The sequence below is a fragment of the Mesorhizobium sp. M0195 genome, from assembly GCF_040322115.1.
Lineage (GTDB): Bacteria > Pseudomonadota > Alphaproteobacteria > Rhizobiales > Rhizobiaceae > Mesorhizobium.
The window spans coordinates 105,289-131,580 of sequence record NZ_JAMYSV010000008.1 but is presented as its reverse complement, the minus strand read 5'-3'; the positions used below and the strand labels follow the sequence as shown (position 1 = coordinate 131,580).

Annotated in this window: 24 protein-coding genes; 9 read left to right on the top strand and 15 right to left on the bottom strand. The window is 63.4% G+C overall.

Annotated features, from left to right (window positions below):
- Positions 1-31: 31 nt before the first annotated feature.
- A complete protein-coding gene (locus NKJ12_RS17900) occupies positions 32-1,210 on the bottom strand; it encodes an MFS transporter (RefSeq protein WP_254820339.1) in 1,179 nt (392 codons plus the stop codon).
- 181 nt (positions 1,211-1,391) lie between these two features.
- On the opposite strand from NKJ12_RS17900, the gene NKJ12_RS17895 reads away from it, so the two are divergent.
- Both NKJ12_RS17895 and NKJ12_RS17890 read left to right on the top strand, forming a co-directional pair.
- Positions 1,392-1,748, top strand: a complete 357-nt coding sequence (locus NKJ12_RS17895) for an ArsR/SmtB family transcription factor (RefSeq protein WP_352506754.1) — start codon at positions 1,392-1,394, stop codon at positions 1,746-1,748.
- 94 nt (positions 1,749-1,842) lie between these two features.
- Positions 1,843-2,589: a metallophosphoesterase family protein gene (locus NKJ12_RS17890; protein ID WP_352704204.1), complete on the top strand. Its 747-nt coding sequence runs from the start codon at positions 1,843-1,845 to the stop codon at positions 2,587-2,589.
- Positions 2,590-2,646: 57 nt separating this feature from the next.
- On the opposite strand, the gene NKJ12_RS17885 is transcribed toward NKJ12_RS17890, so the two are convergent.
- Entirely contained in the window at positions 2,647-5,070 is a 2,424-nt protein-coding gene (locus tag NKJ12_RS17885) for a DNA/RNA non-specific endonuclease (RefSeq protein ID WP_352704202.1), read from the bottom strand.
- Positions 5,071-5,351: 281 nt separating this feature from the next.
- On the opposite strand from NKJ12_RS17885, the gene NKJ12_RS17880 reads away from it, so the two are divergent.
- Both NKJ12_RS17880 and carB read left to right on the top strand, forming a co-directional pair.
- Positions 5,352-6,224 (top strand): SH3 domain-containing protein, encoded by an 873-nt coding sequence (locus NKJ12_RS17880; protein ID WP_352704200.1) that lies wholly within the window; start codon positions 5,352-5,354, stop codon positions 6,222-6,224.
- Positions 6,225-6,432: 208 nt separating this feature from the next.
- Positions 6,433-9,936: a carbamoyl-phosphate synthase large subunit gene (gene carB / locus NKJ12_RS17875; RefSeq protein WP_352687781.1), complete on the top strand. Its 3,504-nt coding sequence runs from the start codon at positions 6,433-6,435 to the stop codon at positions 9,934-9,936.
- 1 nt (position 9,937) lies between these two features.
- Here the strand turns inward: carB and NKJ12_RS17870 are convergent, their stop codons facing one another.
- The 7 genes from NKJ12_RS17870 to NKJ12_RS17840 form a co-directional block, all read right to left on the bottom strand.
- A complete protein-coding gene (locus NKJ12_RS17870; RefSeq protein WP_352704198.1) occupies positions 9,938-11,101 on the bottom strand; it encodes a branched-chain amino acid ABC transporter substrate-binding protein in 1,164 nt (387 codons plus the stop codon).
- Complete coding sequence (locus NKJ12_RS17865) at positions 11,088-11,219, bottom strand: hypothetical protein (RefSeq protein ID WP_302897169.1); 132 nt, start codon at positions 11,217-11,219, stop codon at positions 11,088-11,090. Before NKJ12_RS17865 ends, NKJ12_RS17870 begins: the two co-directional genes overlap by 14 nt.
- A 424-nt stretch (positions 11,220-11,643) precedes the next feature.
- On the bottom strand, positions 11,644-12,108 hold the full coding sequence (locus NKJ12_RS17860; RefSeq protein ID WP_352704196.1) for a DUF6644 family protein: 465 nt from the start codon (positions 12,106-12,108) through the stop codon (positions 11,644-11,646).
- Positions 12,109-12,492, bottom strand: a complete 384-nt coding sequence (locus NKJ12_RS17855) for a DUF6152 family protein (RefSeq protein ID WP_352687787.1) — start codon at positions 12,490-12,492, stop codon at positions 12,109-12,111.
- 258 nt (positions 12,493-12,750) lie between these two features.
- Complete coding sequence (locus NKJ12_RS17850) at positions 12,751-13,497, bottom strand: DUF899 family protein (protein ID WP_352687789.1); 747 nt, start codon at positions 13,495-13,497, stop codon at positions 12,751-12,753.
- A gap of 160 nt (positions 13,498-13,657) precedes the next feature.
- Positions 13,658-14,146: a GNAT family N-acetyltransferase gene (locus tag NKJ12_RS17845; RefSeq protein WP_352704194.1), complete on the bottom strand. Its 489-nt coding sequence runs from the start codon at positions 14,144-14,146 to the stop codon at positions 13,658-13,660.
- On the bottom strand, positions 14,139-14,915 hold the full coding sequence (locus tag NKJ12_RS17840) for a transglycosylase SLT domain-containing protein (protein WP_352687792.1): 777 nt from the start codon (positions 14,913-14,915) through the stop codon (positions 14,139-14,141). Before NKJ12_RS17840 ends, NKJ12_RS17845 begins: the two co-directional genes overlap by 8 nt.
- Positions 14,916-15,122: 207 nt before the next feature.
- On the opposite strand from NKJ12_RS17840, the gene NKJ12_RS17835 reads away from it, so the two are divergent.
- On the top strand, positions 15,123-15,695 hold the full coding sequence (locus NKJ12_RS17835) for a methylated-DNA--[protein]-cysteine S-methyltransferase (protein WP_352687794.1): 573 nt from the start codon (positions 15,123-15,125) through the stop codon (positions 15,693-15,695).
- Positions 15,696-15,758: 63 nt separating this feature from the next.
- On the opposite strand, the gene NKJ12_RS17830 is transcribed toward NKJ12_RS17835, so the two are convergent.
- Positions 15,759-16,085 (bottom strand): hypothetical protein, encoded by a 327-nt coding sequence (locus NKJ12_RS17830; protein ID WP_352477837.1) that lies wholly within the window; start codon positions 16,083-16,085, stop codon positions 15,759-15,761.
- A 298-nt stretch (positions 16,086-16,383) separates the two neighbouring features.
- On the opposite strand from NKJ12_RS17830, the gene NKJ12_RS17825 reads away from it, so the two are divergent.
- A complete protein-coding gene (locus tag NKJ12_RS17825; protein ID WP_023678332.1) occupies positions 16,384-16,596 on the top strand; it encodes a cold-shock protein in 213 nt (70 codons plus the stop codon).
- Positions 16,597-17,413: 817 nt separating this feature from the next.
- Here the strand turns inward: NKJ12_RS17825 and NKJ12_RS17815 are convergent.
- From NKJ12_RS17815 to NKJ12_RS17805, 3 genes are all read right to left on the bottom strand, one after another.
- Entirely contained in the window at positions 17,414-18,022 is a 609-nt protein-coding gene (locus NKJ12_RS17815) for a glutathione S-transferase family protein (protein ID WP_352704192.1), read from the bottom strand.
- Positions 18,023-18,284: 262 nt separating this feature from the next.
- The gene (locus NKJ12_RS17810) at positions 18,285-19,139 is read right to left on the bottom strand and encodes an EAL domain-containing protein (protein ID WP_352477841.1); all 855 of its coding nucleotides are present in this window, start codon (positions 19,137-19,139) and stop codon (positions 18,285-18,287) included.
- Positions 19,136-20,029: an EAL domain-containing protein gene (locus tag NKJ12_RS17805; RefSeq protein WP_352704190.1), complete on the bottom strand. Its 894-nt coding sequence runs from the start codon at positions 20,027-20,029 to the stop codon at positions 19,136-19,138. The genes NKJ12_RS17810 and NKJ12_RS17805 overlap by 4 nt, the downstream gene beginning before the upstream one ends.
- A 204-nt stretch (positions 20,030-20,233) precedes the next feature.
- Here NKJ12_RS17805 and NKJ12_RS17800 point away from each other — a divergent pair, with 204 nt between their 5' ends.
- A complete protein-coding gene (locus tag NKJ12_RS17800; RefSeq protein ID WP_352704188.1) occupies positions 20,234-21,436 on the top strand; it encodes a pyridoxal phosphate-dependent aminotransferase in 1,203 nt (400 codons plus the stop codon).
- A gap of 6 nt (positions 21,437-21,442) precedes the next feature.
- Here NKJ12_RS17800 and NKJ12_RS17795 read toward each other — a convergent pair whose 3' ends face one another.
- Both NKJ12_RS17795 and NKJ12_RS17790 read right to left on the bottom strand, forming a co-directional pair.
- Entirely contained in the window at positions 21,443-21,838 is a 396-nt protein-coding gene (locus tag NKJ12_RS17795) for a (R)-mandelonitrile lyase (protein WP_352704186.1), read from the bottom strand.
- A gap of 31 nt (positions 21,839-21,869) precedes the next feature.
- Entirely contained in the window at positions 21,870-22,466 is a 597-nt protein-coding gene (locus NKJ12_RS17790; protein ID WP_352704185.1) for a methyltransferase family protein, read from the bottom strand.
- Positions 22,467-22,612: 146 nt separating this feature from the next.
- Here NKJ12_RS17790 and NKJ12_RS17785 point away from each other — a divergent pair, with 146 nt between their 5' ends.
- Complete coding sequence (locus NKJ12_RS17785; RefSeq protein WP_352704183.1) at positions 22,613-23,479, top strand: alpha/beta fold hydrolase; 867 nt, start codon at positions 22,613-22,615, stop codon at positions 23,477-23,479.
- A gap of 163 nt (positions 23,480-23,642) precedes the next feature.
- The gene (locus tag NKJ12_RS17780) at positions 23,643-25,694 is read left to right on the top strand and encodes an elongation factor G (protein ID WP_352704181.1); all 2,052 of its coding nucleotides are present in this window, start codon (positions 23,643-23,645) and stop codon (positions 25,692-25,694) included.
- The last annotated feature ends 598 nt before the right edge of the window (positions 25,695-26,292 follow it).

Genomic DNA, 26,292 nt, shown 5'->3' with positions numbered 1-26,292 from the left:
GGCGGCCGGCAGCCAAGCTCCGCTAACAGCCCTATTCGGCCGGCATCGCCACCGGCCGCGCCGCCAGGTGGCCCGCCAGCACTACGCCCAGACCGATGATCGGGAATGCCGCCGCGACCACGCCGAGGTCGGCCGGTGCGCCATAGCGCAGCACCGCGGCGCCGACCACGGCACCCAGTGCGACGCCGAGATAAAGTGCCGAAGCGTTCAGCGACAGCACGATGGGCGCGGCATCGGGCGCCAGCTTGATGATGCGGCTCGCCTGCGCCGGCGGGAATGCCCAGCCGACGATGCCCCACGGCACCATCATGGCCATCAATGCCGGCCCGGCGATCTCGCGCGGCAGGAACATCGGGATCAGCGAAAACGTGACCAGCATGGCGGCACTCAGCGCCAACGACCAGCAGACGGTGCGTGTCGCGCCGAAACGGTCGGCGGCCTGACCGCCGCCGATATTGCCGATGACCGCGCCAACGCCGAAAGCGAGCAGCATTCCGGGAAGCGCGATCGGGTTCAGTCCGCCGCCTTCGATCGCGAGCGGCGCGACAAAGGCAAAGACGGTGAAGGCGCCGATCAGGGCCAGGATGGTCGTCACCAGGATAGGCATGACGCCGGGGCGAAGTGCCGCTGCCAGCCGCATGCGGAGCGGCAGCCTTGTGCCGACGATGCCGCGCGGCAGCCGGTACCACAGGATCGCGCCGGCGAGCGCACCAAGGCCGGCAATGGCAAAGAAGGTGCCGCGCCAGCCGGCAACCGTCGCAACGAGCGCGCCGAGCGGTGCTCCGACCGCGACCGCAACCGTAGTGCCGCCGACGACCACGGCAATGGCCCGGGCGCGGTGATGATCGTCGACAAGCGCAACGGCCGTTCCCTGTGCGGTCGCCGCAAACAGGCCTGACGACAGCGCCATGACGATGCGCGCGATCAACAGCAATTCGAAGGAGGAGCTTAGCGCCGCGGCGACGTTGCCCAACACGAAGAACACCAGCGTCCACAGGATGACGCGGCGACGGTCCCATTCGCCGGTCAGCGTTGCCAGGATCGGCGTGCCGATCGCATAGGCGAGCGCAAACGCGGTGATCAGCGTGCCGGCGAGCGGGACGGAGATGGCGGCATCCTTTGCAATATCGGGCAAAAGGCTGGAGATGACGAAACCTTCGGTCGAAATCGTGAACGATCCGAGCGCAAGCCAGATGAGACGCTTATCCATGGCAATTTCCTTAGTTCAAAGGTTATTGAACAATTGGACATAACAGGGCATGATGTCAATAAAGCCGCTGCAAAATAGCCGAACCATCCTGACAGCCCGGTGTCAGGACGGGGCGACGGGACGAAACTATGTGTCCATTGGCCACGTTGAAATCGGCTCCAAATGTGCTTAATTCCTGGGCATGACCTTGCCCCATCCCACCGCCGACCAGATCAGCCTGCCGAACGTGCTTGCTGTGCTCGGCGACCCGACGCGACTGGCCATCGTGCGCTATCTCGCCAGCAAAGAGGGCGTGCCGCTGAATTGCAGCCGGTTCCTCGACTTCGCCTCGAAAACCAATCTGAGTTACCATTTGGCCAAGCTGCGTGAGGCCGGCGTCACCCGCACCGAGGCGGTTGGCACCAGCCGATTGATCACGCTGCGCCGTGACGATCTCGACCGCCGCTTCCCGGGCTTGCTCGACAGCGTTATTGCCGCGGCCGGCGACGACGCATCGTTGCCGGCGGTCGGCGGCCACGAGATCGAAGTCCGCGCCTGACCGGCGCGAAGCTGGGTTCCGCTCTCGCCCGCTTCGCGAGACGAGCAAAGTAGCTTCACCTGCCCTCCAGCCATTCCAATTAACGGAGCCTGCCATGCGCATTGCCGTCCTCGCCGACATCCACGGCAATGTCCTGGCGCTCGACGCCGTGCTCGACGGTCTGCGGCAGCGTGGCGGCGCCGACCTCATCGTCAATCTCGGCGATTGCGTTTCCGGCCCGCTGTGGCCGCGCGAGACCATGGAGCGGCTCGAGGCGCTCGACCTGCCGACGGTACGCGGCAATCACGACCGCCGCGTTGCCCGCGACACTGCCGACGAGACCATGTGGCCGTCCGACCACTACGCGCAGGAACGGCTGACCGCAGGCCAGCGCGAGGCGCTGTTCGCGCTGCCCGTCACGCTGGAGGTGGCGCCCGGCGTGATCGCCTTCCATGCCCGGCCCGACCACGACGAAAAATACCTGACTGACGCGATCGTCGAGGGCCGGCTGGTGCGCGCGCCGCTGGCCGCCATCGAGCGGCGCCTCGGCGCGGTCGATCCCGCCTGCCGCATCATGCTTTGCGGCCACAGCCACCGCAGCGAGCTGATCCGCATTCCCGGCGGTCCGGTCATTTTCAATCCGGGCAGCATCGGCTGCCCGGCCTATGACGATTCGACCCCACCGGCGCATGTCTCCGAGCAAGGCTCGCCACACGCCCGCTATGGTATCGTCGACTTGCACCGCGATCGCTTCGAATCCATCGCCGTCGACTATGACCATGAGGCGGCGGCGCGTCAGGCCGAGCAGGCGGGGCGGCCCGAATGGGCTCACGCGCTGCGCACCGGCTTCATGCCGGACTGAGCTTGGTCATGCCGGGCTGAACCGATGACCGCCTTCGAGCGGCAGAAGCCGCAATCTTCAGTTGTCGGACGCGGATCGCTTCGATCGGTTGGCAGGACGTCGGGCGCCGGCCGCCGAAGTCTTGGGCGTCGAAGTCTTGGTCTCCGAAGCCTTGGGCGGTGAAGCCTTTGGCCGTGACGTACTGGGCGTTAGATGCCTTGGGTTGAAAGTCTGTGCTGGAGCCGATTCGGAACCGGCCCGAATGTCGGCGTCGCGCACCTGCTGGCCAAAGTTCAGACCGGTCAGCTGTTCGATCTCGGCCACCGTCGAAAGAAATTCCGATACCCTGGCAATTTCAAGCGGGTCGTCGAATGCTTCGGCACGCTCGCCGAACGCTTCGGGCATCACTTCCAAAACCGGCTTCTGGTCGGCCAGCAGCGCGATGGCGCGCAGGCCAGCTTGATCGGACCACAGCGCGATCTTCCAGAACTTCAGCGGAACATGGCTGTCGAAGCGGTAGGGAGGATCGTCCTCGCGGAACACTGGCCCGGCAAACACCGAGACCCGGCCTCGCGTCGTATAGGCGTTGCGCAGCACATAGGTTTCCACCGCGCGCCATCTCAGCTTCCCCTTGGAGCCGGGATGGTCAAGCGAGCTTCCCTGATTGAAGAAGCCGACTTGCGGCGCAGCATTGGTATAAAAGAACGTGTCGCGTTCTGCCGCGACCGCCTCCTGATCGACGCCCCATGCGGGGTCGCCGCGAAGCGTAATATGGCCCTTCTGGAACATTCGAGCTACTCGTTCCTTGGATTTTGCGACGGGAAATCCGGGCACATTCTGGCTCGAATAGAATTCCTGGGTCATCTGCTCGCCAAGGTCGATGCGGCGATCGGGCCGGAAAGCATCGCTGGCTTCCGAACCGGAAATCGACTCCACCCCCAATTCGACAAGCGACGGGTTGTCGATGACCGTCTTGTCCTCACGATCGACCGCCTTGGTGTGGGATCCATCGATATTGCAGGCGGTGGCGAAGGCAAGCCTGCGATCGGCGTTCATCAAGATCGAAAAATGATGGTAGCGCAATTCGTGTGGGTCCTCGCCCGGTTTGGCAAGAAGGTTTTTGGCCAACCGGTAGGGTGAATTGGCAACCGTCGGCATTGGCAGGACAAAGCCCGGTATGAAGCCGGGCTCATACCCTCCACGATCGTCGAAATCCTCTGTTTTCCAACCCGCGGCCTCGGCGATGGCCACGACCTTGGCGGGTTCGCTTGCTGGACCGTCGTTTCGTCTCGCATCGCCTCCGTCGCCGTCGATCAACGGCGCCCGGACATTTATCTCGACGGGAAAAGTCCACGTGACCGAGCCATCGGCATTATGTCTCGTCGCCGGCGCGCCGCGATCCGGTTCAGGCCGCTGCTCCGGCTTGTCCGGCACGTCTCCGCGACTGTCGGCGTTCAGCCGAACTGTCTCATCCATCATGCGCGGCGTGCCGGACCAAATCGCCAGAGCTTCCGAAACCGCCGATGCCGATGAGCCCGGCAGCCTGGACTTTCTAGCGCCCAGATCGTCAACGATGGCGCTGATCCGTATGCCTTCGTTGATCTCGCGCGCAAGCGCGTAGCCAGCTATGCCCGTCACCTCGTGGAACGGGCCGGCCCAATGGTGCAGGGCAATGGGCTCCCATTCGTTGTTGAAGACCGGTGAACCGGACGAACCCTGTTCGGTATCGGCAACATAGTGCAGCACTTGAACCGTTTCGTCGCGGGCCACCAGCCGGTTTTCACGCAGGACCAGTTCCTTGAAGCGGCCATCGGGATGCTGGACGATGTTGGCGATTTCGCCGAGCATATGCTTGTCGCGCGCGTCCGACAGCGAGATAAAACCGAACTCCCCCAGTTCCTTTGGGCCGGAACGCCGCTCGCCGACCCCGATCAGCGTGTAGTCCAGACCTTCTATGCTATCGGTCACGAAACAGGATTCAGGATCGAACATGAACGTCGTCGGCGTGCGCACGGCATTTGCACCGTCCTGCTCATAATCGAACTGGACCTGGAAGCGCCGGGAATCCGCCGGCGACGAAATCACATGGTTGTTTGTGAGGAACAGCCTTGGCCCGACCAGAAAACCCGATCCTTGCGGATTGCCGTTGAGAAAGGCAACGCGGCCGACCGCATCGGCAGCACGGCGCCCACGCTCCAGAAATGCGACCCCGATGAAATCGAGCGTTGGGCCGAGAATTGCCTCCGGTCCTGGCTGTTTGGCGGCCGCCTTTCTCTCCCCGGCAGATCTCATGTCGATTGCTGCCGATATCATCTCCGCTTCGGTGCGGCTGAGCGACGCCTTTACCTGCAACCTGTCGAGGCGCCTGGAGAGGGTCTGTTCGGCGGCCAGCGGATTGCCGTTGGCGATGTGACCAAGTGAAGCCTCAATTTCGGTGCGGGTTTTCCTGATACGCTGGCGAACTATGTTTTCCACTTGCGCGAATATTTCAAGGTCGACCATATTGCCCTCCTCAACCTTACTTGAGAGAGTGCATATTTACATGAAATGTGCAATATTTTGCCGGCTGTTAGTTCACGGAAGTGGCCTGGTCGCGATTCAACACGCGGCGCCTTTTCGGGCTTACACAGCGCCGCCTCGTCGCCTATAAAAACCGGCTGGCGTGCGGCGGCGCTTTCGTGCCTGGCCGCGCCTTCGGCAATTGAACCTACCGCCCATGGCAGATGATTAGGCGCACAGTAACACTCCCGACGACGCTGCTTGCGGTGGTTGCCGCTCCGCTGATGCTGGCGGAGCTGCCGGCCAACGGCCAGGAGCCGGAGCCCATCATCTCGATTGTGACGGGTCTCGCTCCCGATGACCTTCTGAACGTGCGCGCCACGGCGTCGGCCATGGGCAAGATCGAGGCGCGGTTGCCGAGTGGATCGAGCGTGAAAAATCTCGGCTGTGGCGAGGTCAGCGGCTACAAGTGGTGCAAGGTCGAAGACATTGACGACCCGAAGCTGAGCGGATGGGCACCCGCACGCTACCTCGACCCTATCAATCCCCGGCAAGTGACACCCCAGGCGGCGGCCGATACGAAGAGCCCTGCCTCTCAACCGCTGCCCGATCTGACGACGCGCCTCGGCGCAACTGCTCCGGAAACGTCGCTGAACTCCGCTGACGCAATCGGCAGGGTGGCTATCGAGGACGCTTACCGCCTGGCCCTGGCCGCTGGCAATCCCTCGACTGGACAGGTTGATCGATCGGCGCCCGCGGCAGTGGATCCCGTCCAGAATTTCGGCGCGACCAATGCGGCGCCTCCGGCCGACGCGCAGACTGTTGCACGGCTGCAGCCGCCGGGGACACCATTCCCGGGTGCCGGCAACGTCATTCCTTGCGCGCGCTATCTCGGCCAGCCGATGACCAACTGCAAGGCAGGCGTCGCGCGCACCGGCGACAAAACCGACGTGACCGTGACCTGGCCCGATGGCGGCACGCGCATCATCAGCTTCCAGGCCGGCAAGCCGGCCGGTTCGAATGGGCCGGGCGAATTCCGCTTCACGCGCGAAGGCAGCCTCAACATCATCCGCGTCGGCGCGTCCGAACGCTTCGAGATTACGGATCAACTGGCGCTGGGGGATAGTGGTAAGGGGAATAAGGCAGTAGGGCAGTAGGGCAATATGTTTAAAGGGCGCTCAACCTCTGCCCTACTGCCCTACTGCCCTACTGCCCTACTGCCCTACTGCCTCATTTTCGGGGTTACATCCGGCAAAACTCTTCCCTATAAGGCCCTCCTAGCCTGATACCAGAATCGCGAGCACAACCGGCCGGGTCTTCCCGTCCGGTTTTTCGTGCAAGCCGCCTGCCGAACGGACCTTCGATATGCCAAGACGCACCGACATCAAGTCGATCCTGATCATCGGGGCCGGCCCCATCGTCATCGGCCAGGCCTGCGAGTTCGACTATTCCGGCACCCAGGCCTGCAAGGCGCTGAAGGAAGAGGGTTTTCGCGTCATCCTGGTCAACTCCAATCCGGCCACCATTATGACCGATCCGGAGCTGGCCGACGCCACGTACATCGAGCCGATCACGCCCGAAGTGGTGGCCAAGATCATCGCCAAGGAGCGGCCGGACGCGCTGCTGCCGACCATGGGCGGCCAGACCGCGCTCAACACCGCATTGTCGCTGCGCCGCATGGGCGTGCTCGACCGCTATCAGGTCGAGATGATCGGCGCCGACGCCACCGCAATCGACAAGGCCGAGGACCGCGCTTTGTTTCGCGAGGCGATGAACAAGATCGGCCTGGAAACGCCGAAGTCGATGCTGGCCAACGCCACCGACGTCAAGAATGCCGACCGCAAGACGCACGAGGCCGAACGCGCCGCGCTGAAAGCCGAGAAGCCGGAAAACCTCGACGCCGCGCTCGACGCGCTGGAAACCCGCTGGAACCTCGGCGAAGGTGACCGCAAGCAGCGCTATATCAGCCATGCCATGGCGATTGCAGCACAAGCGCTCGACCATGTCGGCCTGCCCGCCATCATCCGCCCGTCCTTCACCATGGGCGGCACCGGCGGCGGTATTGCCTACAACCGGGCCGAATTCTTCGAGATCGTCCAGTCCGGCCTCGACGCCTCGCCGACCACCGAAGTGCTGATCGAGGAGAGCGTGCTCGGCTGGAAAGAGTACGAGATGGAGGTCGTCCGCGACAAGGCGGACAATTGCATCATCGTCTGCTCGATCGAGAACATCGACCCGATGGGTGTGCACACCGGCGATTCGATCACCGTCGCCCCTGCCCTGACCTTGACCGACAAAGAATACCAGATGATGCGCAACGCCTCGATCGCGGTGCTCCGCGAAATCGGCGTCGAGACCGGCGGCTCCAACGTGCAGTTCGCCGTCAACCCGGCCGATGGCCGTCTGGTGGTCATTGAGATGAACCCGCGCGTCTCGCGTTCGTCTGCGCTGGCCTCCAAGGCGACCGGTTTTCCGATCGCCAAGATCGCCGCCAAGCTCGCCGTCGGCTACACGCTGGACGAGTTGGAGAACGACATCACCGGCGGGGCGACACCGGCGTCGTTCGAGCCGAGCATCGATTATGTTGTCACCAAGATCCCGCGCTTTGCTTTCGAGAAGTTTCCCGGCGCCGAGCCGGTGCTGACCACCTCGATGAAGTCGGTTGGCGAGGTCATGGCCATCGGTCGCACCTTCCAGGAATCGCTGCAGAAGGCTTTGCGCGGGCTCGAAACCGGCCTGACCGGTCTGGACGAGATCGAGATCCCAGGCATCGGCCACGGCAGCGCGCCCGCCAGCCACGTCGACGACCGCAACGCCATTCGCGCGGCATTGGGCACGCCGACACCGGACCGGCTGCGCATGGTGGCGCAGGCGATCCGCATGGGCACCTCGCTGGAAGACGTGCACGCAATGTGCAAGATCGACCCGTGGTTCCTTGAGCAGATCGCCGGCATCCTCGCCATGGAGGATCGCATCCGCGAGCACGGCATTCCTGAGGACGCCGCCAATCTGCGCATGCTGAAGGCGATGGGTTTCTCCGACGCCCGCCTCGCCTCCCTGGTCAGGAAAGACGTCGAAGAAGTCCAGAAGATTCGCGACAAGCTCGACGTTCATCCGGTCTACAAGCGCATCGACACCTGTGCCGCCGAGTTCGCCTCGCCCACCGCCTACATGTATTCGACCTATGAGGTTCCCTTTGCCGGCGCCTTGGCCAACGAGGCACAGGTCTCATCGCGCAAAAAGGTCGTCATCCTCGGCGGCGGCCCCAACCGCATCGGCCAAGGCATCGAGTTCGACTATTGCTGCTGCCATGCGGCCTTTGCGCTGCGCGACGCCGGCTTCGAGGCGATCATGATCAACTGCAACCCGGAGACCGTCTCGACCGACTACGACACCTCCGACCGGCTCTATTTCGAGCCGCTGACGCCGGAGGATGTGTTGGAGATCCTGCGCACCGAACAGGCCTCGGGCGAGCTGGTCGGCGTCATCGTCCAGTTCGGCGGCCAGACGCCGCTGAAGCTCGCCGATGCGCTGGAGAAGGCCGGCATCCCGATCCTCGGCACTTCGCCCGACATGATCGATCTGGCCGAGGACCGCGACCGCTTCCAGAAGCTCTTGCACAAGCTCGGCCTCAGCCAGCCGAAGAACGGCATCGCCTATTCCGTCGAGCAGGCCCGCCTCGTCGCCGGCGAGCTCGGCTTCCCGCTGGTGGTGCGCCCGTCCTATGTGCTGGGTGGCCGCGCCATGCAGATCATCCACGACGAGAGCATGCTGCAATCCTACCTGCTCGACACCGTGCCCGGCCTGGTGCCGGAAGACATCAAGCAGAAATACCCGAACGACAAGACCGGCCAGATCAACACGCTGCTTGGCAAGAACCCGCTGCTGTTCGATACCTATCTGTCGGGCGCCATCGAGGTCGACGTCGACTGTCTCTGCGACGGAAAGTCGACCTACGTCTCGGGCATATTGGAGCACATCGAGGAGGCCGGCATCCATTCGGGCGACAGTGCCTGCTCGCTGCCGGTGCACTCGCTGCCCTCGGAGCTTGTCGACGAGCTGGAGCGCCAGACGGCAGCACTTGCCCGCGCGCTCAATGTCGGCGGTCTGATGAACGTGCAATATGCGATCAAGGACGGCACGGTCTATGTGCTCGAGGTCAACCCGCGCGCGTCGCGCACCGTGCCCTTCGTCGCCAAGACCATCGGCCGTCCCATTGCCAAGATTGCCGCCCGCATCATGGCCGGCGAGAGCCTGGAAGACGCCTTCGCCCATTACGGCGCCATGCCCGACCCCCGCAATCCCGGCCACATCGCGGTCAAGGAAGCGGTATTCCCCTTCGCCCGCTTCCCCGGCGTCGACATCTTGCTCGGCCCGGAAATGCGCTCGACTGGCGAGGTCATGGGCCTCGACCGCGACTTCGCACTCGCCTTCGCCAAGAGCCAGCTGGGGGCGGGTGTCGATCTCCCCCGCGCGGGCGCGCTGTTCGTCTCGGTGCGCGACGAGGATAAGAAGGGCATCCTGCCGGCGGTGAAGCGCCTCGCCGGCCAGGGTTTCAAGGTGCTGGCCACCTCCGGCACCGCCCGCTTCCTCGCCGAGAACGGCGTCGCCGCAGAGAAAATCAACAAGGTGCTGGAAGGCCGCCCGCACATCGAGGACGCCATCCGCAACCGCCAGGTGCAGATCGTCTTCAACACCACGGACGGCCAGAAGGCGGTCTCGGACTCGAAGTCGCTGCGCAGAGCGACGCTGATGCAAAAGGTGCCCTATTACACGACGCTTTCGGGCGCGGCTGCGGTGGCGGAAGCGATTGCGGCGCTGCGGGCGGGGAGCCTAGAGGTGCGGCCGCTGCAGGAGTATTTTGCGTAAGCTATGGGGATTGGAAATCCATCATGAGTGTGCCGCCTCCCCGCCTTTTCCAGACGTACATTGTTACGTCACGCTGATTTCGATCTCCCTTCGCGTCGAAGGTCAGGTTCCCCAACACGGTCGGAATTGGCTGGCCGGATTTTATAGAAGCCGCAACAGCCCTTGGCGCCTGACCACCTGCCATTTCGATACCCTTGGCCGCCACTTGGACTGCCGCATAGGACTTCAGCGTGTAGTCTGCCGGCTCGAATCCTTGAGAACGAAAGCGCGCGACAACGTCGGCTGCGGCGGGATTGCTCCGGTCCTCAAGCGAAAATGCTATTAGCACGCCTTCCAAGGCGGGCCCCGCTTTCCCGGGCAGATCGTGAACTAGAGCCCCATCTCCGGAGATGAACTGAACCTTCAGCCCAGCTTCCTTGGTTTGGCGAACGAGCGGACCAAAATCATCGGCAAGCCCCGCGAAGAAGAGAACTTCGATCTTCATCGATTTAAGTTTGCTGATGAGGTCTGCAAAATCGCCTTGGCCGGGTTTGATCTTTTTGGCCAGCTTTTCAGGATGTCCCTTTGCTCGCAGCGCTTTTCTTGCCTTGTTCGCTAAGCCATCACCATAGGGCGTACCATCGCTAACGATGGCAAGATTTTGTGCTGAGAAATGATCGGCCATATACTCGCCGGCAAACATCCCCTGAACATCGTCACGACCGACCGTGCGAATGACATTCCAAAGTTTGAATTCGGTAAGAGCGGGATTTGTCGACGCGGGGCTGACCATCAAAGTGTTGTTCTTGGCATAGATCATCGCGGCAGGGACAGAACTGCCTGAGTTGAAATGGCCGATAACAAAGCGAACCCCCTCTTTTGCCAATCTCTTGGCGAGGGCTATCGCGGTGGCTGTTGTATACTGATCATCGAGCACGGTGAGTACTATCTTGCATCCTCGTACCCCGCCCTTGGCATTAATGTCGTCTACTGCAAGTTGAGCGCCCCGCCGCATCTCCTCACCGTCGTACGCCCAATCGCCGGTCATAGGACCGACCACCGCCATGGGAATATCGGCGCATTTTGCAGTGGCGGGTTGAGGCAACGCCATAAAAGCGACGAACATCGCCAGCGGCAGCCTGATCCATAAAAATGTCTGGTACTTTCGTAGGCTAATCCACAACATCGACGACGGCTTCCTTCACGATTTTGTTCTTTGTTCTCTCCAACTTGCTTGCAGCCTTGCGCATCCTGGTTACAGCTTCCTTCGCCTTGTCGCCGTCAATTGTGTCGCGTTTGATCACTTCATTTTCGACAAGCTGAAGCGACGAATTTTTTCGGCAGCTTGTTCATGACTCGCCCTCCCTATCCCCAGATGGATTTGGGGACGACTTTACTTTAAAGACAAGCGGAAATTATCCTGGAAGGGCAGAAGTTGACGCTTCACGCCACCGCCACGCACTCGATCTGGATATCAAACTCCATCGGCCACGAGGCCACCGGCACAAAACTCCGCGCCGGCGAGTTCGTCGAAAAATACTTCGCATAGACGCGGTTGATGGTTTGTAGAAGCCGGAATTGACGGCGTAGATGCGCACCATGACTATGTTTTCCAACGAGGTGCCGGCCGCTTCGAGGCAATGTTTCAGCGCCTTTCAGCCACGCCTCGGTCTGCGTTTCGAGCCACGAACCATCTCGCACGTTGCGAACGCCAGCGCCTCGCTCGCCTCAGCCGAGAAACCCGATAAACCGCCCCGCAAACAGCACGGACGTCCACAACACCAGCGACAGCACAACCAGCACGGCCGTGACCCCACCGGCCGGGTCGCCACCACCCTTTGCCCGGCGCATGAAGACGAGGAAGTTGACACCAGCGAACAGGATCAGCCCCATCTTGGCGAGGAAGATCGGCATCGCCGCATACTCCCTCGCCCTGATGGAAAACAGCAGCGCGCCGGTGACAAGCGCCCCACCAAACGCACATAAGGCCACCCGGCGCAGCAGCGCGACGAACGGCGCCTGCGGCAGCGAGCGGAAGGCGCCCAGGATCCTGAGGTCCATGAGCCAGACGCTGGTCAGCAGCGCGCCGATCGACATGATGTGCAGCGCATTGACGATGGGGTAGGCCACGAAGGAGGCCTTCAGTCCCCGCACCAAGGCGAGTTGCTCGATGCCGGCGAAAAACCCGTCCATTCAGGCCGGCGGCACGCGGTCGGGATAGACGTCATAGGGCTTGCCGCCGACGATGACGCGCACTGCCTTCATGCGCTTTTCGCTCTCGTCGCGCGAGCGGTGGCCGATCGCGGTCACCTCGTCGCCGACCTTGGCGACCTCCTCGGTGAAGCCGGCGGCGATCGTGCGCGACGGCGGCGCCATCTCCACCCGCCAGGCCTCTCCCTTCGCGTCAACATCGAGCGTGGCGTGCGGGTTGCCGATATAGATGGCCGTGATCCTGCCCCTGAGTTCGAAAAACCCGTCCTGCGTCCACGACCAGCCGTGATGGGCATAGGCTGCGGTGCCGGCGGCAAGCATCACCGCCGCTGCCAGCGTGGCGCCCCGAATGAAAGGTGACAGCATCGCTCGTCTCCTCGGTTCCGGCATTAGAGGGTAGGTCAGCGCGCCGCAGCGTCAAATCACATAGGGTCTGCGCCGCCCCTCATTGTCCTGCCGGGCATTTCTCCCCGTATAGTGACGGGGAGAAAGGTTGCCGTCGCCACGCATTTCGCCAATCTCCAGAGTTGAAGAAAGTGAGCTGAGTTTGCCGCCAGCCCCCTTCTCCCGTCCCTCTACGAGGAGAAGATGCCGGCAGGCAGATGAGGGCGGCGCCGAGCGACGCTAGTGGCAGCATCCTTCCCCATACTGCAGCTGCTCCTGCCAGCTCTGCGCCCTGCCCTCCGGCGTGAAATCCATGAGGTTCCACAGGATCTCGCAGGTGCCTATGGCGCGCGGATCCTGGCCGGGTTCGGGCGGCGCGAAGCCGAGTTCGGAGCTCCAGAAGTGGCGGATGCCGTCGCCGTCGCGGTGGAACACCGACAGCACGGGGAGCTGCGCGCCATCCTCGGCCTCGGCGTGATAGTCGCGCTTGAAGCTGTTGCCGGCCGACGAGACCAGCCGCATATTTTTCCAGCCGCGGTCGCGGCCGAGCGTCAGCAGGTTTTCCAGCGCGGTCTTGGCCACGACAGCGAAATTGTAGCCGGCGGCCTCGAGGTGGCCAATGGCGCCGTCGAACTGATCGAGCAGCGCCGTGCAGGACGGGCAAGGCTGGTCCGGTCTGGGCAGCTTCGCCGTGCCGCCGCTCGTCGCCACGTCGCGCGTCTCCTGCGGATGGCGCGGAAACATCATCGAATAGACGATCAGCGTGTCCTTGCCCGGCGCAAACAGTTCCGAAAGCTTGATCCTGGCCGGCTTGCCGTCCGTGCCGAGCCCGTCGAACACATAATCCTGCGGCACCAGCCCGCCCGTCGGCAGCGCGCGGCGGGCGACCGCCACATCCTCCATGGCGCGGCGCAGCTCGATCTCCTGCTGCAGCAGTTTTTCGCGGGCGGCGCGATATTCCTGGGATTCATTGGGAAAGCTGATCATCGTCATCTCCATCTGCCGTGCTTTTTGGCGGCGCGCCGTTCGTGGCAACGCGCCTTGCCTCCCAAGGACGCATCGCGCGAAACGGTTCCGACATTTTTGCGCAGGCGCCGTGGCGACAAGAACCCGGGCTGCCGCCTTCAAAAAGGACGAACGGCGCTCCTCACCCCGCCCAATCCACCTCGATCATCCCCAGCCGCTGATAGAGCCTGACCGCGGCCGCGTTCTCGACGGTATTGGTCTTGAGATCAACATGCGCCGCACCCCTTGCCTGAAACACCGCAAACGCGTAGCGCATCAGCGCCTCGGCTATGCCCTTGCCGCGCGCCTCGGGATGAACGGCAAGATCCTTGACGAACCCCGTCGCCCAGCAGAGCGCCGCGCCCGCCAACCGCCCCTTGCCGTCGATGACCAGGAAACACAAAGCGGGATCGAATTCCGCGTCGCCCGAAATGCGGGGCCACCATTCGTCGAACGGCCCATCGGCGCCGTCGTCGAACACCGCGGTCAAAAGTGCATGCAAAGCGAGCGCATCGGCGGCTTCGAAGCCGCGCATGAAAAAACCTTCCGGCCAGCGCGGCGCCAGAAGCGTGTCGTCGAGGATCTTGCGCAGTCTTATGTCGTTCGGCGCCGGTGGGCGCGGCTCAGGCATCGGGCTGCATGCGGCGGCGCAGGCTGTCGCTGCCGAGGCCGGTTTCGCCCAGCATCCCCTTGCGTTTGGCGTCATAGTAGTAGCCGCTCTGGTAGAGCCGGTCGGCGCGCTTGGGATTGCCGCCCGACACCAGCCAGGCGCCGCGCAGATATTTCACCGCATATTTCAGGTTGGTCTCGGCGTCGAACAGGCCGCTCGCCGGCCCGTCATAGCCCATGCCGCGCGCCGTCGCGTGCTTGATCTGCATCAGCCCCCAATGCCCGTGATTGTAGGCTTTCGGGTTGAAGGTGCTCTCGCGGTTGACGACGCTGCGCACCAGATCGACCGGCACCTGGTAAAGCGCGGAATATTTCTCGATCAGCCGCTCGATCTCGCTGCGGGCGCCGGCGTTCGACTGGCCCTCCGCCGGGTCGGTCGCGGCCAGAACGGCCGGGTTTTGCGGCACCGTGTAGGCGACCGGCTGAACGCCGGGCATGGCGGCAGTCTGGCCGGTGACTGGCATGGCGACGGCAGCCACCGCGGTGGCTGGCTGGGCATTGGTGGTCATGACGGCCGGGGTCGTTGCCGGCAGCGGCGTCGGCCCGGCAAAGGCGGCCGCAGGCTCGACCGGCAGTGCTGCTGTCTGGGCGACGCCGGACGGTTCCGGCAGGACCGAAACAGTGTCGGGCAGCGCCAGCGTGAAGCCAGCATCGGTGTTGGCCGAGTTTTCCGTGAAGGCAGGGGCCGGGGTCACCGGCGAAGTCGAGGTGCAGCCGCTGAGAGCGGCCACGGCCAACACCGCCGCTAGGACGGGAAAGAGGAATTTTGCTGGCAAGCGGCGCTCGGGTCCGGTTCGTCGGGTGTTAAGAAGTCCTTACACCAGCATCTTTCCCCGGGCAATCCGCGGTAGACGGTGGTTTTCGGGTGGCGATCCGGGCCGGGAAATGCGATATTGTTCTGGATTTGTACTTCGAAGGATTCCGGAAAGGAGCACGCCATGGACGCCTCTCATGCCACCGCTGGCCACGCGGTCTTCGAAACCGTGCTCGGCTTCATGGGCATCGCCTGGAGCGAAGCCGGGCTAACCCGGCTCTGCCTGTCGCAGCGCAACCAGGACGCGGTAGAGCGCCGGCTGCTGCGCCATGCCTCCGACGTCGAACAAGCCGTGAAGCCCGAGCCGCAATGGGTTGCCGAGCTGATCGCGTCGATCAAGGCCTATGCCGCCGGCGAGGTTATCGATTTCTCCGGCGTGCCGGTCGATCTCAGCGGCGTCGACGAGTTCCGCCTGGCGATCTATGACGCGGCGCGAAAGCTCGCCTTCGGCGAAACCACCACCTATGGCGAACTGGCCAAACGCGCCGGCCATGCCGGGCTGGCGCGTGAGACAGGCGCGGCGCTCGGCGCCAACCCGGTGCCGCTGGTCATCCCTTGCCATCGCATCCTTGCCGCCGGCGGCAAGATCGGCGGATTTTCCGCGCCCGGCGGCTCGGCCACCAAGGAAAAGATGCTGGCAATGGAAGGCGTACGCGTCGGCCCGCCGCCCCCAGCGCAGGTGTCGTTCGGGTTTTAGCTGTGCTGATATTTGTGCTGATATTCAGGTGAGGCCGGCACCCCGCGCACCATCTCGACCAGCCTAATCCGGAAGCAGGCGCCGGCGGAAGCGCCGGTCGATCTCCACCCGCTTGCACTTGTAGACGGTGCACGAATTCGTATCGGCACTCGGCACCGAGGCCCGCGCCCTGACCTCGCCGATGTCGCAGAATTGCTGGCTCCGCACATAGCGGTCGTAGAGCGCCAGGCCCGGCACGCGCGTCGATCTGTAGCGCAGGATGACCGCCCCCTCGCGCGCGATCGTCGCCTGCACCTTGCCGCAGCTCATGCGGGTCGGGTCGTAGCGCGAGACCGCCTGCGCCTCGGCGGCCACCAGCGTCAGGCAAGCGGCAAGCAGAACGATTTTCATGTCCCTCTCCCCAAAACCCAGTCGCGCCCGAAGCCGGCGCGATCCTCCCGCGTCAGGCGCGCAACGACGACGCTCTCACGCGATTGGGGCGGCCGTTGGGCAGCGTTGCCGCCGTGCCATTTTCCGCCCCGTCTTGTTTTTTGCGCGAAGGCATATTATATGCGGTCCATTGATATTTCGGCCGATCGATCCGGGCCTCGCGATATTCGCGTTTGCTGACGTTCTATCTCCAAAATCTCGATACAAACCGGCTGGGTTTCGGTCCAGTCAAACTAAAGCAAACGTAAGGACTATCGAAATGGCAACAGGTACGGTCAAGTGGTTTAATTCCACCAAGGGTTTCGGCTTCATTCAGCCTGATAGCGGCGGCGCGGACGTTTTCGTCCACATCTCCGCAGTCGAGCGTGCTGGACTGTCGACCCTGGTCGAAGGCCAGAAGATCAACTTCGAGATCGAGCAGGACCGCCGCACTGGCAAGTCGTCCGCTGGATCTCTGAGCAAGGCGGCCTGATTTGAAAATGGCGCGCGCCGGGCGATAGCCCGGGGCGCGCGGCAAGTCACGGATGTACTGGCGGTCGCGCGAGAAGCGCGCCGGAGCGAAAGACCCGACAAGCCGAAGCAGCAGATTGCTGCCGGCCCGGCCAAAACGCTCCCGATCAGGCTACCAAGCATGGGAAGGCGGGATTTTGTCCCGCCTTTTTGCTGTCTGAAATCCGGTGAACCGTCGCCTTGGTCCTATGGGACCACTTTGTGGTTGTTTTTACCCCGGTCATTGTACCATCGACCATGAGCAAGCTTGAACAGATTGAGAAATCCGTCGCCGAACTAAGGCCCCGAAGAGCTCAAGGCGTTTGCCGCATGGTTCGAGGCGCTGCAAGCCGACATGTGGGACCGTCAGTTCGAAGCCGACGCCAAGGGCGGCAGACTGGACAAGCTTACCGAGCAGCCATTGGCTGATCATCGCGCCGGCCGGACCCGGCCTCTGTGAATCATTTTGCCACTCCCTCGTTTTGGGAGGCTTACGCAAAACTGCCCTCGTTGAGCAAAGGCGAACAGACGTTTCGCCAAACTGAGTTCCGACCCGTTCCACCCATCGCTGCATTTCAAACAGGTCGGCCGCAACTGGTCGGCGCGGGTTGATCTGTTCGCGACCACGACGACGTGGTCTGGTTCTGGATCGGCCCCCATTCCGAATATGACCGCCTGCTGAAATAGTACTATCCGGATTTCACGCCACCGGCCGAAGGCCGCAAGCCCGACCGGGCGTCGCGCCTTTTGGCGCGCCCGTCCGGAGCGAGCCGCGAAGCGGCGGCAGCGTGAGGACAGAACTAAGGCAGCCACTCCAGCGGCACATGCCCCGGATCGGCCTCGACCCTTTTCAGCCAGGCCGCCACCGCCGGATAGGCGTCGAGCTGAAACCCACCCGTCTCGGCCGTATGCGTATAGGCATAGAGCGCGATGTCGGCGATGCTGAGCGCACTGCCCGCGAAGAAGCTGCTCCCGGCCACGTGCTTGTCCATGACGCCAAGCGCCTTATTGCCGCGCTCCAGCGTCACCGCCAGCCGCTCGGGTGTCGCGTCTTTCGCGCGTTCTGGAAAGGTCAGTAGCGCCCTGCGCACCGCGATATAAGGCTCGTGGCTGTATTGCTCGAAGAACAGCCACTGATAGGCCAGCGCGCGTTCGTATCTGTCCGCCGGCAGGAACCGCGTGCCTTCGGCGAGGTAGAGCAGGATGGCGTTGGATTCGGCCAGCCGCCGGCCGTCGTCGAGTTCGAGCAGCGGCACCATGGCGTTCGGGTTCTTGGCGACATAGTCGGGCTTGCGCGTCTCGCCGGTATGCGAGCTGACCTCGACATTGGTGAAAGGGATGCCGAGCTTGGCCATCAACAGGCGCGGCTTGTAGCAATTGCCGCTGTCGATCATTCCATAGAGTATCATCGGTGCTCCCCTTGCTCGCAACCACCCGTCTCAGGGCTTGATCCAGCCTCTATCGCGGCAGCGGCGGCGTCATCCAGTGATTTGTTTTGGCGTAACCATCAGCGCCGCTGATGCATTTCAGGATATGTCGAGATTCAAGTCAGGCCGAGCCGAGAAGGGCGGGTTCCGAGAACCGGAGCGGAGCGTACTTTTTGGGTACGTGAGCACCGGAAGCGCAGGACCCCCCGTTCGCAGGCCGGCATCACTTGAATATCGGCATATCCTAGCCGAACAAGGGGATGACGTTGCTATCCCTGCCAAGCAGCCTGTCGATCGACAGCGGCTCCTCGTCGAACAGCGTACCGGCCAGCGCCGGCCGGGCAAGGTAAAAGCCCTGCAGCAGGTCGACGCCGCCATCCAGCGCGACGCGCAGATGCGTGGCGTTCTCGATGCCTTCGACCAGCACCTTGGCGCCGCGATCGTGCAGCGTCGAAACCAGTGGCCGGAAAAACCGCTCGGCGGCGGCATGGCGGCAGAATTCGGCGAACCAGGTGCCGTCGATCTTGACGATGTCGGGCTGCACGAGGGCGACCCTTTCTTCGGTAGAATGCCCGGTGCCGAAATCGTCGATGGCGATGCGGACGCCGTCGCGCCGCATCTCGCGCGCCAGGCTGACAAGCACCTTGTCGCCGGCAGCCTGCTCGGTGATCTCGCAGACCAGCATGCCGGGATGCAGGCCGAAATCCGCCAGATGCCTGGTCATCAGCCTGATTTCGGCCAGCGCCCGTGCGGGGTCATCGTTTATCAGCGGATTGTAGTTGAAGAACAGGTCGAGCCCGTCGACGCCGATGTTGCGGAAGTTGCGCAAATGCAGCACCCGGCACATGGTTTCGACAAACAGCCGATCCGCTGCCGGCACACCTTCGAAGAAGATTTGCGGCGCCACCGGCCTGCCTGCACGATGCGGCTCGATCAGTCCCTCGACCGCGACGGCGGCGAGAAACCTGCCGCGCGGCGCGAAGACCGGCTGGTAGGCGCTCCTCAGCCGGAATGCGCCGTAGACGCCATATTCGATGCCGACCTCGTCGGCAAAGATCGCCTCGCCGACCTTGCGCCGCATGTCGGCCCGCCCGGTCACGATGTCACCCTGCGGCCAAAGGCCCGCATCGGCCGCCGCGATGGCGAAACGGCCGCAGAAACCTTCTCAGCATCGGCCGACACCGCGGCCGCCTGCCCGCTCTTGTCGAAGACGTGGAAGCTGGTCGGCGCAAGCTCGGGGCGCGCCAGCACATAGCCTTGCACCATCGAGGCGCCCGATTTTTCGGCAAGCTCGAGCTGCCAGCCCGTCTCGATGCCCTCGAACACCGTACGGATGCCTTGCTCTTCGAAGCTTGTCACCATGGCGGTCAGCAAGGCGAAGCCGGCACCGGACTCCATCAGCGTCATGATCCAGTCGGCTTCGAACTTGACGATGTCTGGCCTGAGTTCCTTGATGCGATTGATGTCGGATTCGTCGGCGCCGTAATCGTCGACCGCAATGCGCAAACCATTACCCCTGAGCGCCTCGACGAAATTGTAGAGCGTTTCCTGCGACGCCGATTTCTGTTCGGTGACCTCGCAGACGACGCGGCGCGGATCGATGTCGGCCTCGTGCAGCACCAGCCGCATGTCGCGCAGCGCCTTGTCGGCGATGCCGCGGTCGGTGAACACCGATGGATCGAAGTTGATGAAGATGGAGGCGTCTCGCGGCAGGCAGGCGCCGGCGTTCAGAAGGTGCAGCGTCCGTGTCAGCGCCTCGATATGCAAGCGGTCGACCGCCGGACAGCTGTTGAAGAAACTCATTGGCGGCTGCGGCTCGCCTTCGCGGAACGGCCGGATCAGCCCCTCGAACGCGACGACGGACAGCTTGCCCTTGTTGAAGGCGAAGATCGGCTGGAACGCGCTTTGCAGCGTATAGAGCCCCCAGACACCGCTGGCGGTGCCGTCATCGTGGCGGATGATATGGGCAAGCTCGATGCTGCGCGTCACGGTTCCTCGCTATGCGAGACTGGCGGACCGGCTACGGTCCCTGCCGTTCAAGCTTTTACCGATCGTTGATGAATTTATTGTTGCCAGCATTGCGCGCTGGCTCATTCGACAATGCCTGCGCTGGGCTTGCGCTTGACCAGATGATGCGACATGAGAGGCGCCGCGGCGCCTTCGCCGCGCCGGTCCTTCCTGGAGATATCTGTCATGGCCTTTCTTGCCGACGCCCTTTCCCGCGTAAAGCCTTCCGCGACCATCGCGGTGACGCAGAAGGCGCGCGAGCTGAAAAACGCCGGCCGCGACGTGATCGGGCTGGGCGCCGGCGAGCCGGACTTCGACACCCCCGACAACATCAAGAGCGCCGCGATCGAGGCCATCCGCCGCGGCGAGACGAAATATCCGCCGGTCTCCGGCATCGTGCCGCTGCGCGAGGCGATCGCGAAAAAATTCAAGCGCGAGAACAATCTCGACTATCGACCGGAGCAGACCATCGTCGGCACCGGCGGCAAGCAGATCCTGTTCAACGCCTTCATGGCGACGCTGAACCCCGGCGACGAGGTGATCATCCCGCGGCCTTACTGGGTGAGCTATCCCGAAATGGTGGCGATCTGCGGCGGCACCTCGACCTTTGCCGACACCTCGATCGACAACGGCTTCAAGCTGACGGCGGCCGTGCTGGAAAAGGCGATCACGCCGCGCACCAAATGGCTGTTGATGAACTCGCCGTCGAACCCCTCGGGCGCCGCCTATACCGAAGCGGAGCTCAAGAGCCTGGCCGACGTACTGTTGAAGCATCCCCACGTCTGGGTGCTGACCGACGACATGTACGAGCACCTGACCTATGGCGACTTCGTCTTCAAGACCATCGCCGAGGTCGAGCCTAAGCTCTATGAGCGCACGCTGACCATGAACGGCGTGTCCAAAGCCTATGCCATGACCGGCTGGCGCATCGGCTATGCGGCAGGCCCGGTGCCGCTGATCAAGGCGATGGACATGATCCAGGGCCAGCAGACCTCCGGCGCCTGCACCATCGCCCAATGGGCGGCGGTCGAAGCGCTGAACGGGCCGCAGGATTTCATCCCGAAGAACAAGGCGATCTTCCAGGGCCGGCGCGATCTCGTCGTCTCGATGCTCAACCAGGCGCGCGGCATCACCTGCCCATCGCCGGAGGGTGCGTTCTACGTCTATCCCTCCTGTGCCCAGCTGATCGGCAAGACGACCAAGAGCGGCAAGGTGATCGACAGCGACGAAACCTTTTGCTCGGAACTGCTCGAGGCCGAGGGCGTGGCGGTTGTTTTCGGCTCGGCCTTTGGCCTCGGCCCGAACTTCCGCATCTCCTACGCCACGTCGGAGGCTCTGCTCGAAGAAGCCTGCACGCGCATCCAGCGCTTCACCGCCGCGCTGGTCTGAGACGTTTCAGCCGCCATACTGCTCGTCGCTGACCTTCTCCAGCCAGTCGGCATGCACGCCCTCCAGCGCCTCCTGCATGGCGATGTGCGTCATCGCCGATTTCGGCGCGGCGCCGTGCCAGTGCTTTTCGCCGGCCGCAAAGGAGATGACGTCGCCGGCCCTGATCTCCTGGATCGGCCCGCCCCAGCTTTGCGCGAGACCGGCGCCGGAGGTGACGTAGAGCGTCTGGCCGAGCGGATGCGTGTGCCAGTGGGTGCGGGCGCCGGGCTCGAAACTGACCAGCGTGGCGCGTAGCCGCGCCGGTGCCTCCTTCTCGATGATCGGCGTCTGCAAAACCCGGCCAGTGAAGTATTTTTCCGGCGCAACAATCGTCGGCACGCTGCCGCAGCCAATAATCTTCATCGTCGCAAAATCCTCGATCCAATCCAGTGTCCTAGAGACTACCACTTTCGTCCGATGCCGGCTGCATCTCCTGCCGGCTGCGGGCAAAACGCGGCCAGAACAGGCCGGCACGTCCGCTATAGGCCTGGTAGGCACCGGCCAACCTTGTACGTGAAAATTTTCGCTCTTCGTCCAAGGCCGCGATCACATAGATCGCAACGATGCCGGCGACCGGCACGACCGCCCACACCGACCAGGTCGCGATACCCCATCCGATCCAGAAGATGATGTAGGATGTGTAGAACGGGTGACGGACATGGCTATAAGGGCCTTCGGTCACCAGGCTGTCGGGATTGTCCGGATCAAACGCGAAACGCAGCCGCGCCTTGCGTGAGACCGAGATCGCCCACCAGAACAGCGCCGAGCTTGTCAGTTCGACGGCAAGCCCGCCGATCTTCGCCGCAACCGGTTGCCGCTCGATCCACAGCAGCGCCAGAAAGAACAGCGCCGTGCCGACCACGACGGCCGAAATGATCATGGCGCCTTGAGACATGCTCGGCGACTGGAAATGCCCGCGCATCGACCAGGCATATTGGCCGAGCGTCGCGATGCTGCTGATCGAAAGGAGAAGGTCGAGCGTGGATTCCATCATCAGGCTCCGGGGGTTAGCTGTGGTGGATTCGGTCATCATACCCGGCAGAAACCGAGAAATCATTTCTTAACCACCGTTCTAAACAACATGGTGACCTTGGCATGCGATGTTGACCTCGAGACAATTCGAAGGTCCAACCGGATATGGCCGTTTCCCACCGCACGATCCGCACGCCGCAAGCGGATTTGCGCCTCAGCCAGTCGTCGGGACCGGGCATCCCGCTTGTCCTGATCCACGGCTCGGGCAGTTCGCGCACCGTATTCGCCCGCCAGTTCGACAGCCCGTTGGCTGCCGCCCATCGGCTGATTGCCTTCGACCTGCCCGGCCATGGCGAATCGTCGGACGCCCGCGATCCGGCGACGGACTATACCATCGCCGGCCTTGCCCAATCGGCGGCTCAGCTCCTCGATGCCTTGGGCATCGGTCGCGCCGTTGTCTTCGGCTGGTCTCTTGGCGGGCACGTGGCAATCGAGCTCGCGAGTTTTCACCGCGCCGTCGGCGGGCTGATGCTGACCGGCGCGCCGCCGGTATCGAAGGGTCCTTTCGGCATGCTGCGCGGCTTCCACGCGCATTGGGACATGCTGCTGGCGTCCAAAAAGACGTATTCCGAACGCGATGCCGAGCGCTTCGAAACGCTGTGTTTCGGCGACACCGCCGACCCGTCCTTTCGCAAAACCATCCTGCGCACCGACGGCCGGCTGCGCGCCGCGGTGACGCGCGGCATGCTCATCGGCAAGGGCGCCGACCAGAGACAGGTGATCGAGCAGGCCGCGTTTCCGGTCGCCGTCGTCAATGGCGAGAACGACCCGTTCGTCCGGCTCAGCTATTTTGAAACGCTCGCCTACGGCTCCCTGTGGGAGCGTTGCCACATCATTCCCGGCGCCGGGCATGCGCCTTTCTGGGAGCGTGCGGACCTGTTCAATCCGTTGCTCGCGCGCTTTGCCGAGACGGTGGCAGTACAGCGCGTCGAGGCAACGCCACTGGCGTCGCGCCGAACCGGCACCGGCTGAACCGGCCCCAACTTCAAATCCCTTCAACCTCAAATCCCTTGCCCTCCCGGCCTGCCCGTGGGACGATGCCCTTTGGGTAGGTGGCAAATTGAAAAAAGCCTCGCCCGCGACGGCCGACAGGCCGGCCGCCGCTCACAGGGAAACGCCTGAGTGGAGGTCAGCCATGGGTACTCGCGCCGGAGGACGACGCACGGGACCGAAATGCATTGCCATAGTCGGTCCCTTCGCAAGCGGTAAGACGACACTTCTCGAAGCCATACTCGCCCGTACGGGCGCCATTCCCCGCCAGAATCCCGTTTCGTCCGGAAATACCGTTTCCGATCATTCGCCCGAAGCGCGCGCTCACGGCATGAGCGTCGAGGCGACCTTCGCCACAACCGATTTCATGGGCGAGCCGTTCACCTTCGTCGATTGTCCCGGCTCCATCGAATTCTCCTTCGAAGCCGAGCCGGTGCTGGCTGCCTGCGACGTCGCCGTGGTCGTCGCCGAGGCTGACGAGAAGAAGATCCCTGCCCTGCAGCTGATCATGCGCAAGCTCGACGATCTCGGCGTGCCGCGTATGCTGTTCCTGAACAAGGTCGACAAGGCGATATCAGGCGTGCGCGACACGCTGAAGATGCTGCAGCCGGCAAGCTCGGTGCCATTGCTGCTGCGCCAGATCCCGCTGCGCAAGGACGGCGTCGTCATCGGCTCGATCGACCTCGCTCTGGAGCGTGCCTACATCTATCGCGAATATGCCGAGAGCGAGGTCGCCCAGATCCCGAGCGACGACAAGGCGCGCGAGCTCGAGGCGCGCTTTTCCATGCTGGAGACGCTCGCCGACCATGACGACCGCCTGATGGAGCAATTGCTGGACGAGATCGAACCGCCAAAGGACGCGATCTTCGATGACCTCGCCGCGGATCTGCGCGACGGCACGGTGACCCCGGTGCTGATCGGCACCGCCGAGAAGGGCAACGGTGTGCTGCGCCTGTTGAAGGCGATCCGTCACGACGCACCCGATATCGCGGCGACGCGCCAGCGTCTCGGCGCTCCCGACGGCAATGCCACCGTGGTCCAGGTGATGAAGACCATCCACACCGCGCATGGCGGCAAGCTGTCGGTCTCGCGCATCCTGTCCGGTCAGGTCGCCGACGCCGCCGAGCTGTTCCTTCCCAGCGGCGAGACGGCAAAGGTCTCCGGCATCTACAAGATGCTCGGCAAGGACCAGGTCAAGCTGACGTCGGCCAAGGCCGGCGACATGGTGGCGCTCGGCAAGCTGGACGCCGTCAGGACCGGCCAGACGCTGAGCTCGACCAAGGGCGGCATCAAGCCGCTGGTCACGCTGACCCCGCCGCAACCGGTCTTCGCCTTCGCGCTGCGGCCGAAAGAGCGCAAGGACGAGGTCAAGATGTCGGCGGCCATCCAGCGCCTGGCCGAGGAAGATCCCTCGCTCAGTCTGCATCACAACCAGGATTCAGCCGAAACCGTGCTGTCCGGTCATGGCGAGATGCATCTGCGCGTCGTGCGCGAGCGGCTGGAAGGCAAGAACCAGATCCCGGTTGAAGGCCATGCGCCGGCCGTGCCCTATCGGGAGACGATCCGAAAAGCGACGCAGCAGCGCGGCCGCCACAAGAAACAATCGGGCGGCCACGGCCAGTTCGGCGACGTAGTGCTGGAGATCAAGCCGCTGCCGCGCGGGTCAGGTTTCCAGTTCACCGATACGATCACCGGCGGCGTCGTGCCGAAGACGTACATCCAGTCGGTCGAGACCGGCGTGCGCGATTACCTGAAATCCGGCCCGCTCGGCTTTCCGGTCGTCGACGTTGCCGTCAACCTTTCCGACGGCTCCTACCATGCGGTGGATTCCTCCGACATGGCCTTCCAGATGGCGGCGAAGCTGGCGATGAAGGAAGGCATGGCCGCCTGCTCGCCGGTGCTGCTCGAACCGGTGATGAAGGTCGAGATCGTCACGCCGTCGGATGCGACGTCGAAGATCATCGCGCTGATCCCGCAGCGGCGCGGCCAGATCCTCGGCTACGACGCGCGGCCCGACTGGCCGGGATGGGACGTGGTCGAGGCGACCATGCCGCAGGCCGAGATCGGCGACCTCATCATCGAGCTGCGCTCGGCCACGGCTGGTGTCGCCAGCTATCGGGCCGTCTTCGACCACATGGCCGAACTCACCGGGCGGTTGGCCGACGAAGCGCTGAACGCCAACGGCAAGGCCGCCTGAAACAGCAGCTTGCGGCGGCCAGAGCACAAGGATGCACACAAGGAAACGGCGCCCGGATCATTCGGGCGCCGTTTCGTTGCGGACCGTCTTCGTGGGAGGCGAAACGGCAGGTCCGCCGCATGCTTGCCGCCGGTGTCTGGAGGCGGAGGAAGGTTCGGACGCGGTAGCTGCCTGAGCCCGGGTCGTCCGAGTGATGCCCCCATCCCCCGGACGAGCCACACCGCGTCCTATGCTCTGCTTACCCGATTTAGCGTGCCAACGCATGTTACCCGAGGTTACATGTCACTGTTACGCGCCAGTTCCGGCCGATTTTCCGGCGAAGTGTTGGTTTCGGGCAACAAAAAAGCCGGATCAATGAAGACCCGGCTGAGTTTGATTGGAAGTGCCTGTTAAGGCTAACCTCCAGAGGGGAACACTCGAGAGCGCTAATGGGAGGAGAACGCGCTCAGGAGATGATCTATATATGTGCTCTTCATGCCCAAGAAACAAGCATCTATTTTGCAACACTCACATGCAAAAAGGCGCCGGCTGTGGTCTAATCCGTCCCGAAGCGCAATAGGACCAGTTGAATCGCTGAAATACAGCCTGCGGCAAGGCA

Coding starts and splice junctions, on each gene's coding strand:
- NKJ12_RS17900 (WP_254820339.1), bottom strand. CDS start 1,210: ATGGATAAGCGTCTCATCTGGCTTGCGCTCGGATCGTTCACGATTTCG.
- NKJ12_RS17895 (WP_352506754.1), top strand. CDS start 1,392: ATGACCTTGCCCCATCCCACCGCCGACCAGATCAGCCTGCCGAACGTG.
- NKJ12_RS17890 (WP_352704204.1), top strand. CDS start 1,843: ATGCGCATTGCCGTCCTCGCCGACATCCACGGCAATGTCCTGGCGCTC.
- NKJ12_RS17885 (WP_352704202.1), bottom strand. CDS start 5,070: ATGGTCGACCTTGAAATATTCGCGCAAGTGGAAAACATAGTTCGCCAG.
- NKJ12_RS17880 (WP_352704200.1), top strand. CDS start 5,352: ATGCTGGCGGAGCTGCCGGCCAACGGCCAGGAGCCGGAGCCCATCATC.
- carB (WP_352687781.1), top strand. CDS start 6,433: ATGCCAAGACGCACCGACATCAAGTCGATCCTGATCATCGGGGCCGGC.
- NKJ12_RS17870 (WP_352704198.1), bottom strand. CDS start 11,101: ATGTTGTGGATTAGCCTACGAAAGTACCAGACATTTTTATGGATCAGG.
- NKJ12_RS17860 (WP_352704196.1), bottom strand. CDS start 12,108: ATGGACGGGTTTTTCGCCGGCATCGAGCAACTCGCCTTGGTGCGGGGA.
- NKJ12_RS17855 (WP_352687787.1), bottom strand. CDS start 12,492: ATGCTGTCACCTTTCATTCGGGGCGCCACGCTGGCAGCGGCGGTGATG.
- NKJ12_RS17850 (WP_352687789.1), bottom strand. CDS start 13,497: ATGATCAGCTTTCCCAATGAATCCCAGGAATATCGCGCCGCCCGCGAA.
- NKJ12_RS17845 (WP_352704194.1), bottom strand. CDS start 14,146: ATGCCTGAGCCGCGCCCACCGGCGCCGAACGACATAAGACTGCGCAAG.
- NKJ12_RS17835 (WP_352687794.1), top strand. CDS start 15,123: ATGGACGCCTCTCATGCCACCGCTGGCCACGCGGTCTTCGAAACCGTG.
- NKJ12_RS17830 (WP_352477837.1), bottom strand. CDS start 16,085: ATGAAAATCGTTCTGCTTGCCGCTTGCCTGACGCTGGTGGCCGCCGAG.
- NKJ12_RS17825 (WP_023678332.1), top strand. CDS start 16,384: ATGGCAACAGGTACGGTCAAGTGGTTTAATTCCACCAAGGGTTTCGGC.
- NKJ12_RS17815 (WP_352704192.1), bottom strand. CDS start 18,022: ATGATACTCTATGGAATGATCGACAGCGGCAATTGCTACAAGCCGCGC.
- NKJ12_RS17800 (WP_352704188.1), top strand. CDS start 20,234: ATGGCCTTTCTTGCCGACGCCCTTTCCCGCGTAAAGCCTTCCGCGACC.
- NKJ12_RS17795 (WP_352704186.1), bottom strand. CDS start 21,838: ATGAAGATTATTGGCTGCGGCAGCGTGCCGACGATTGTTGCGCCGGAA.
- NKJ12_RS17790 (WP_352704185.1), bottom strand. CDS start 22,466: ATGGAATCCACGCTCGACCTTCTCCTTTCGATCAGCAGCATCGCGACG.
- NKJ12_RS17785 (WP_352704183.1), top strand. CDS start 22,613: ATGGCCGTTTCCCACCGCACGATCCGCACGCCGCAAGCGGATTTGCGC.
- NKJ12_RS17780 (WP_352704181.1), top strand. CDS start 23,643: ATGGGTACTCGCGCCGGAGGACGACGCACGGGACCGAAATGCATTGCC.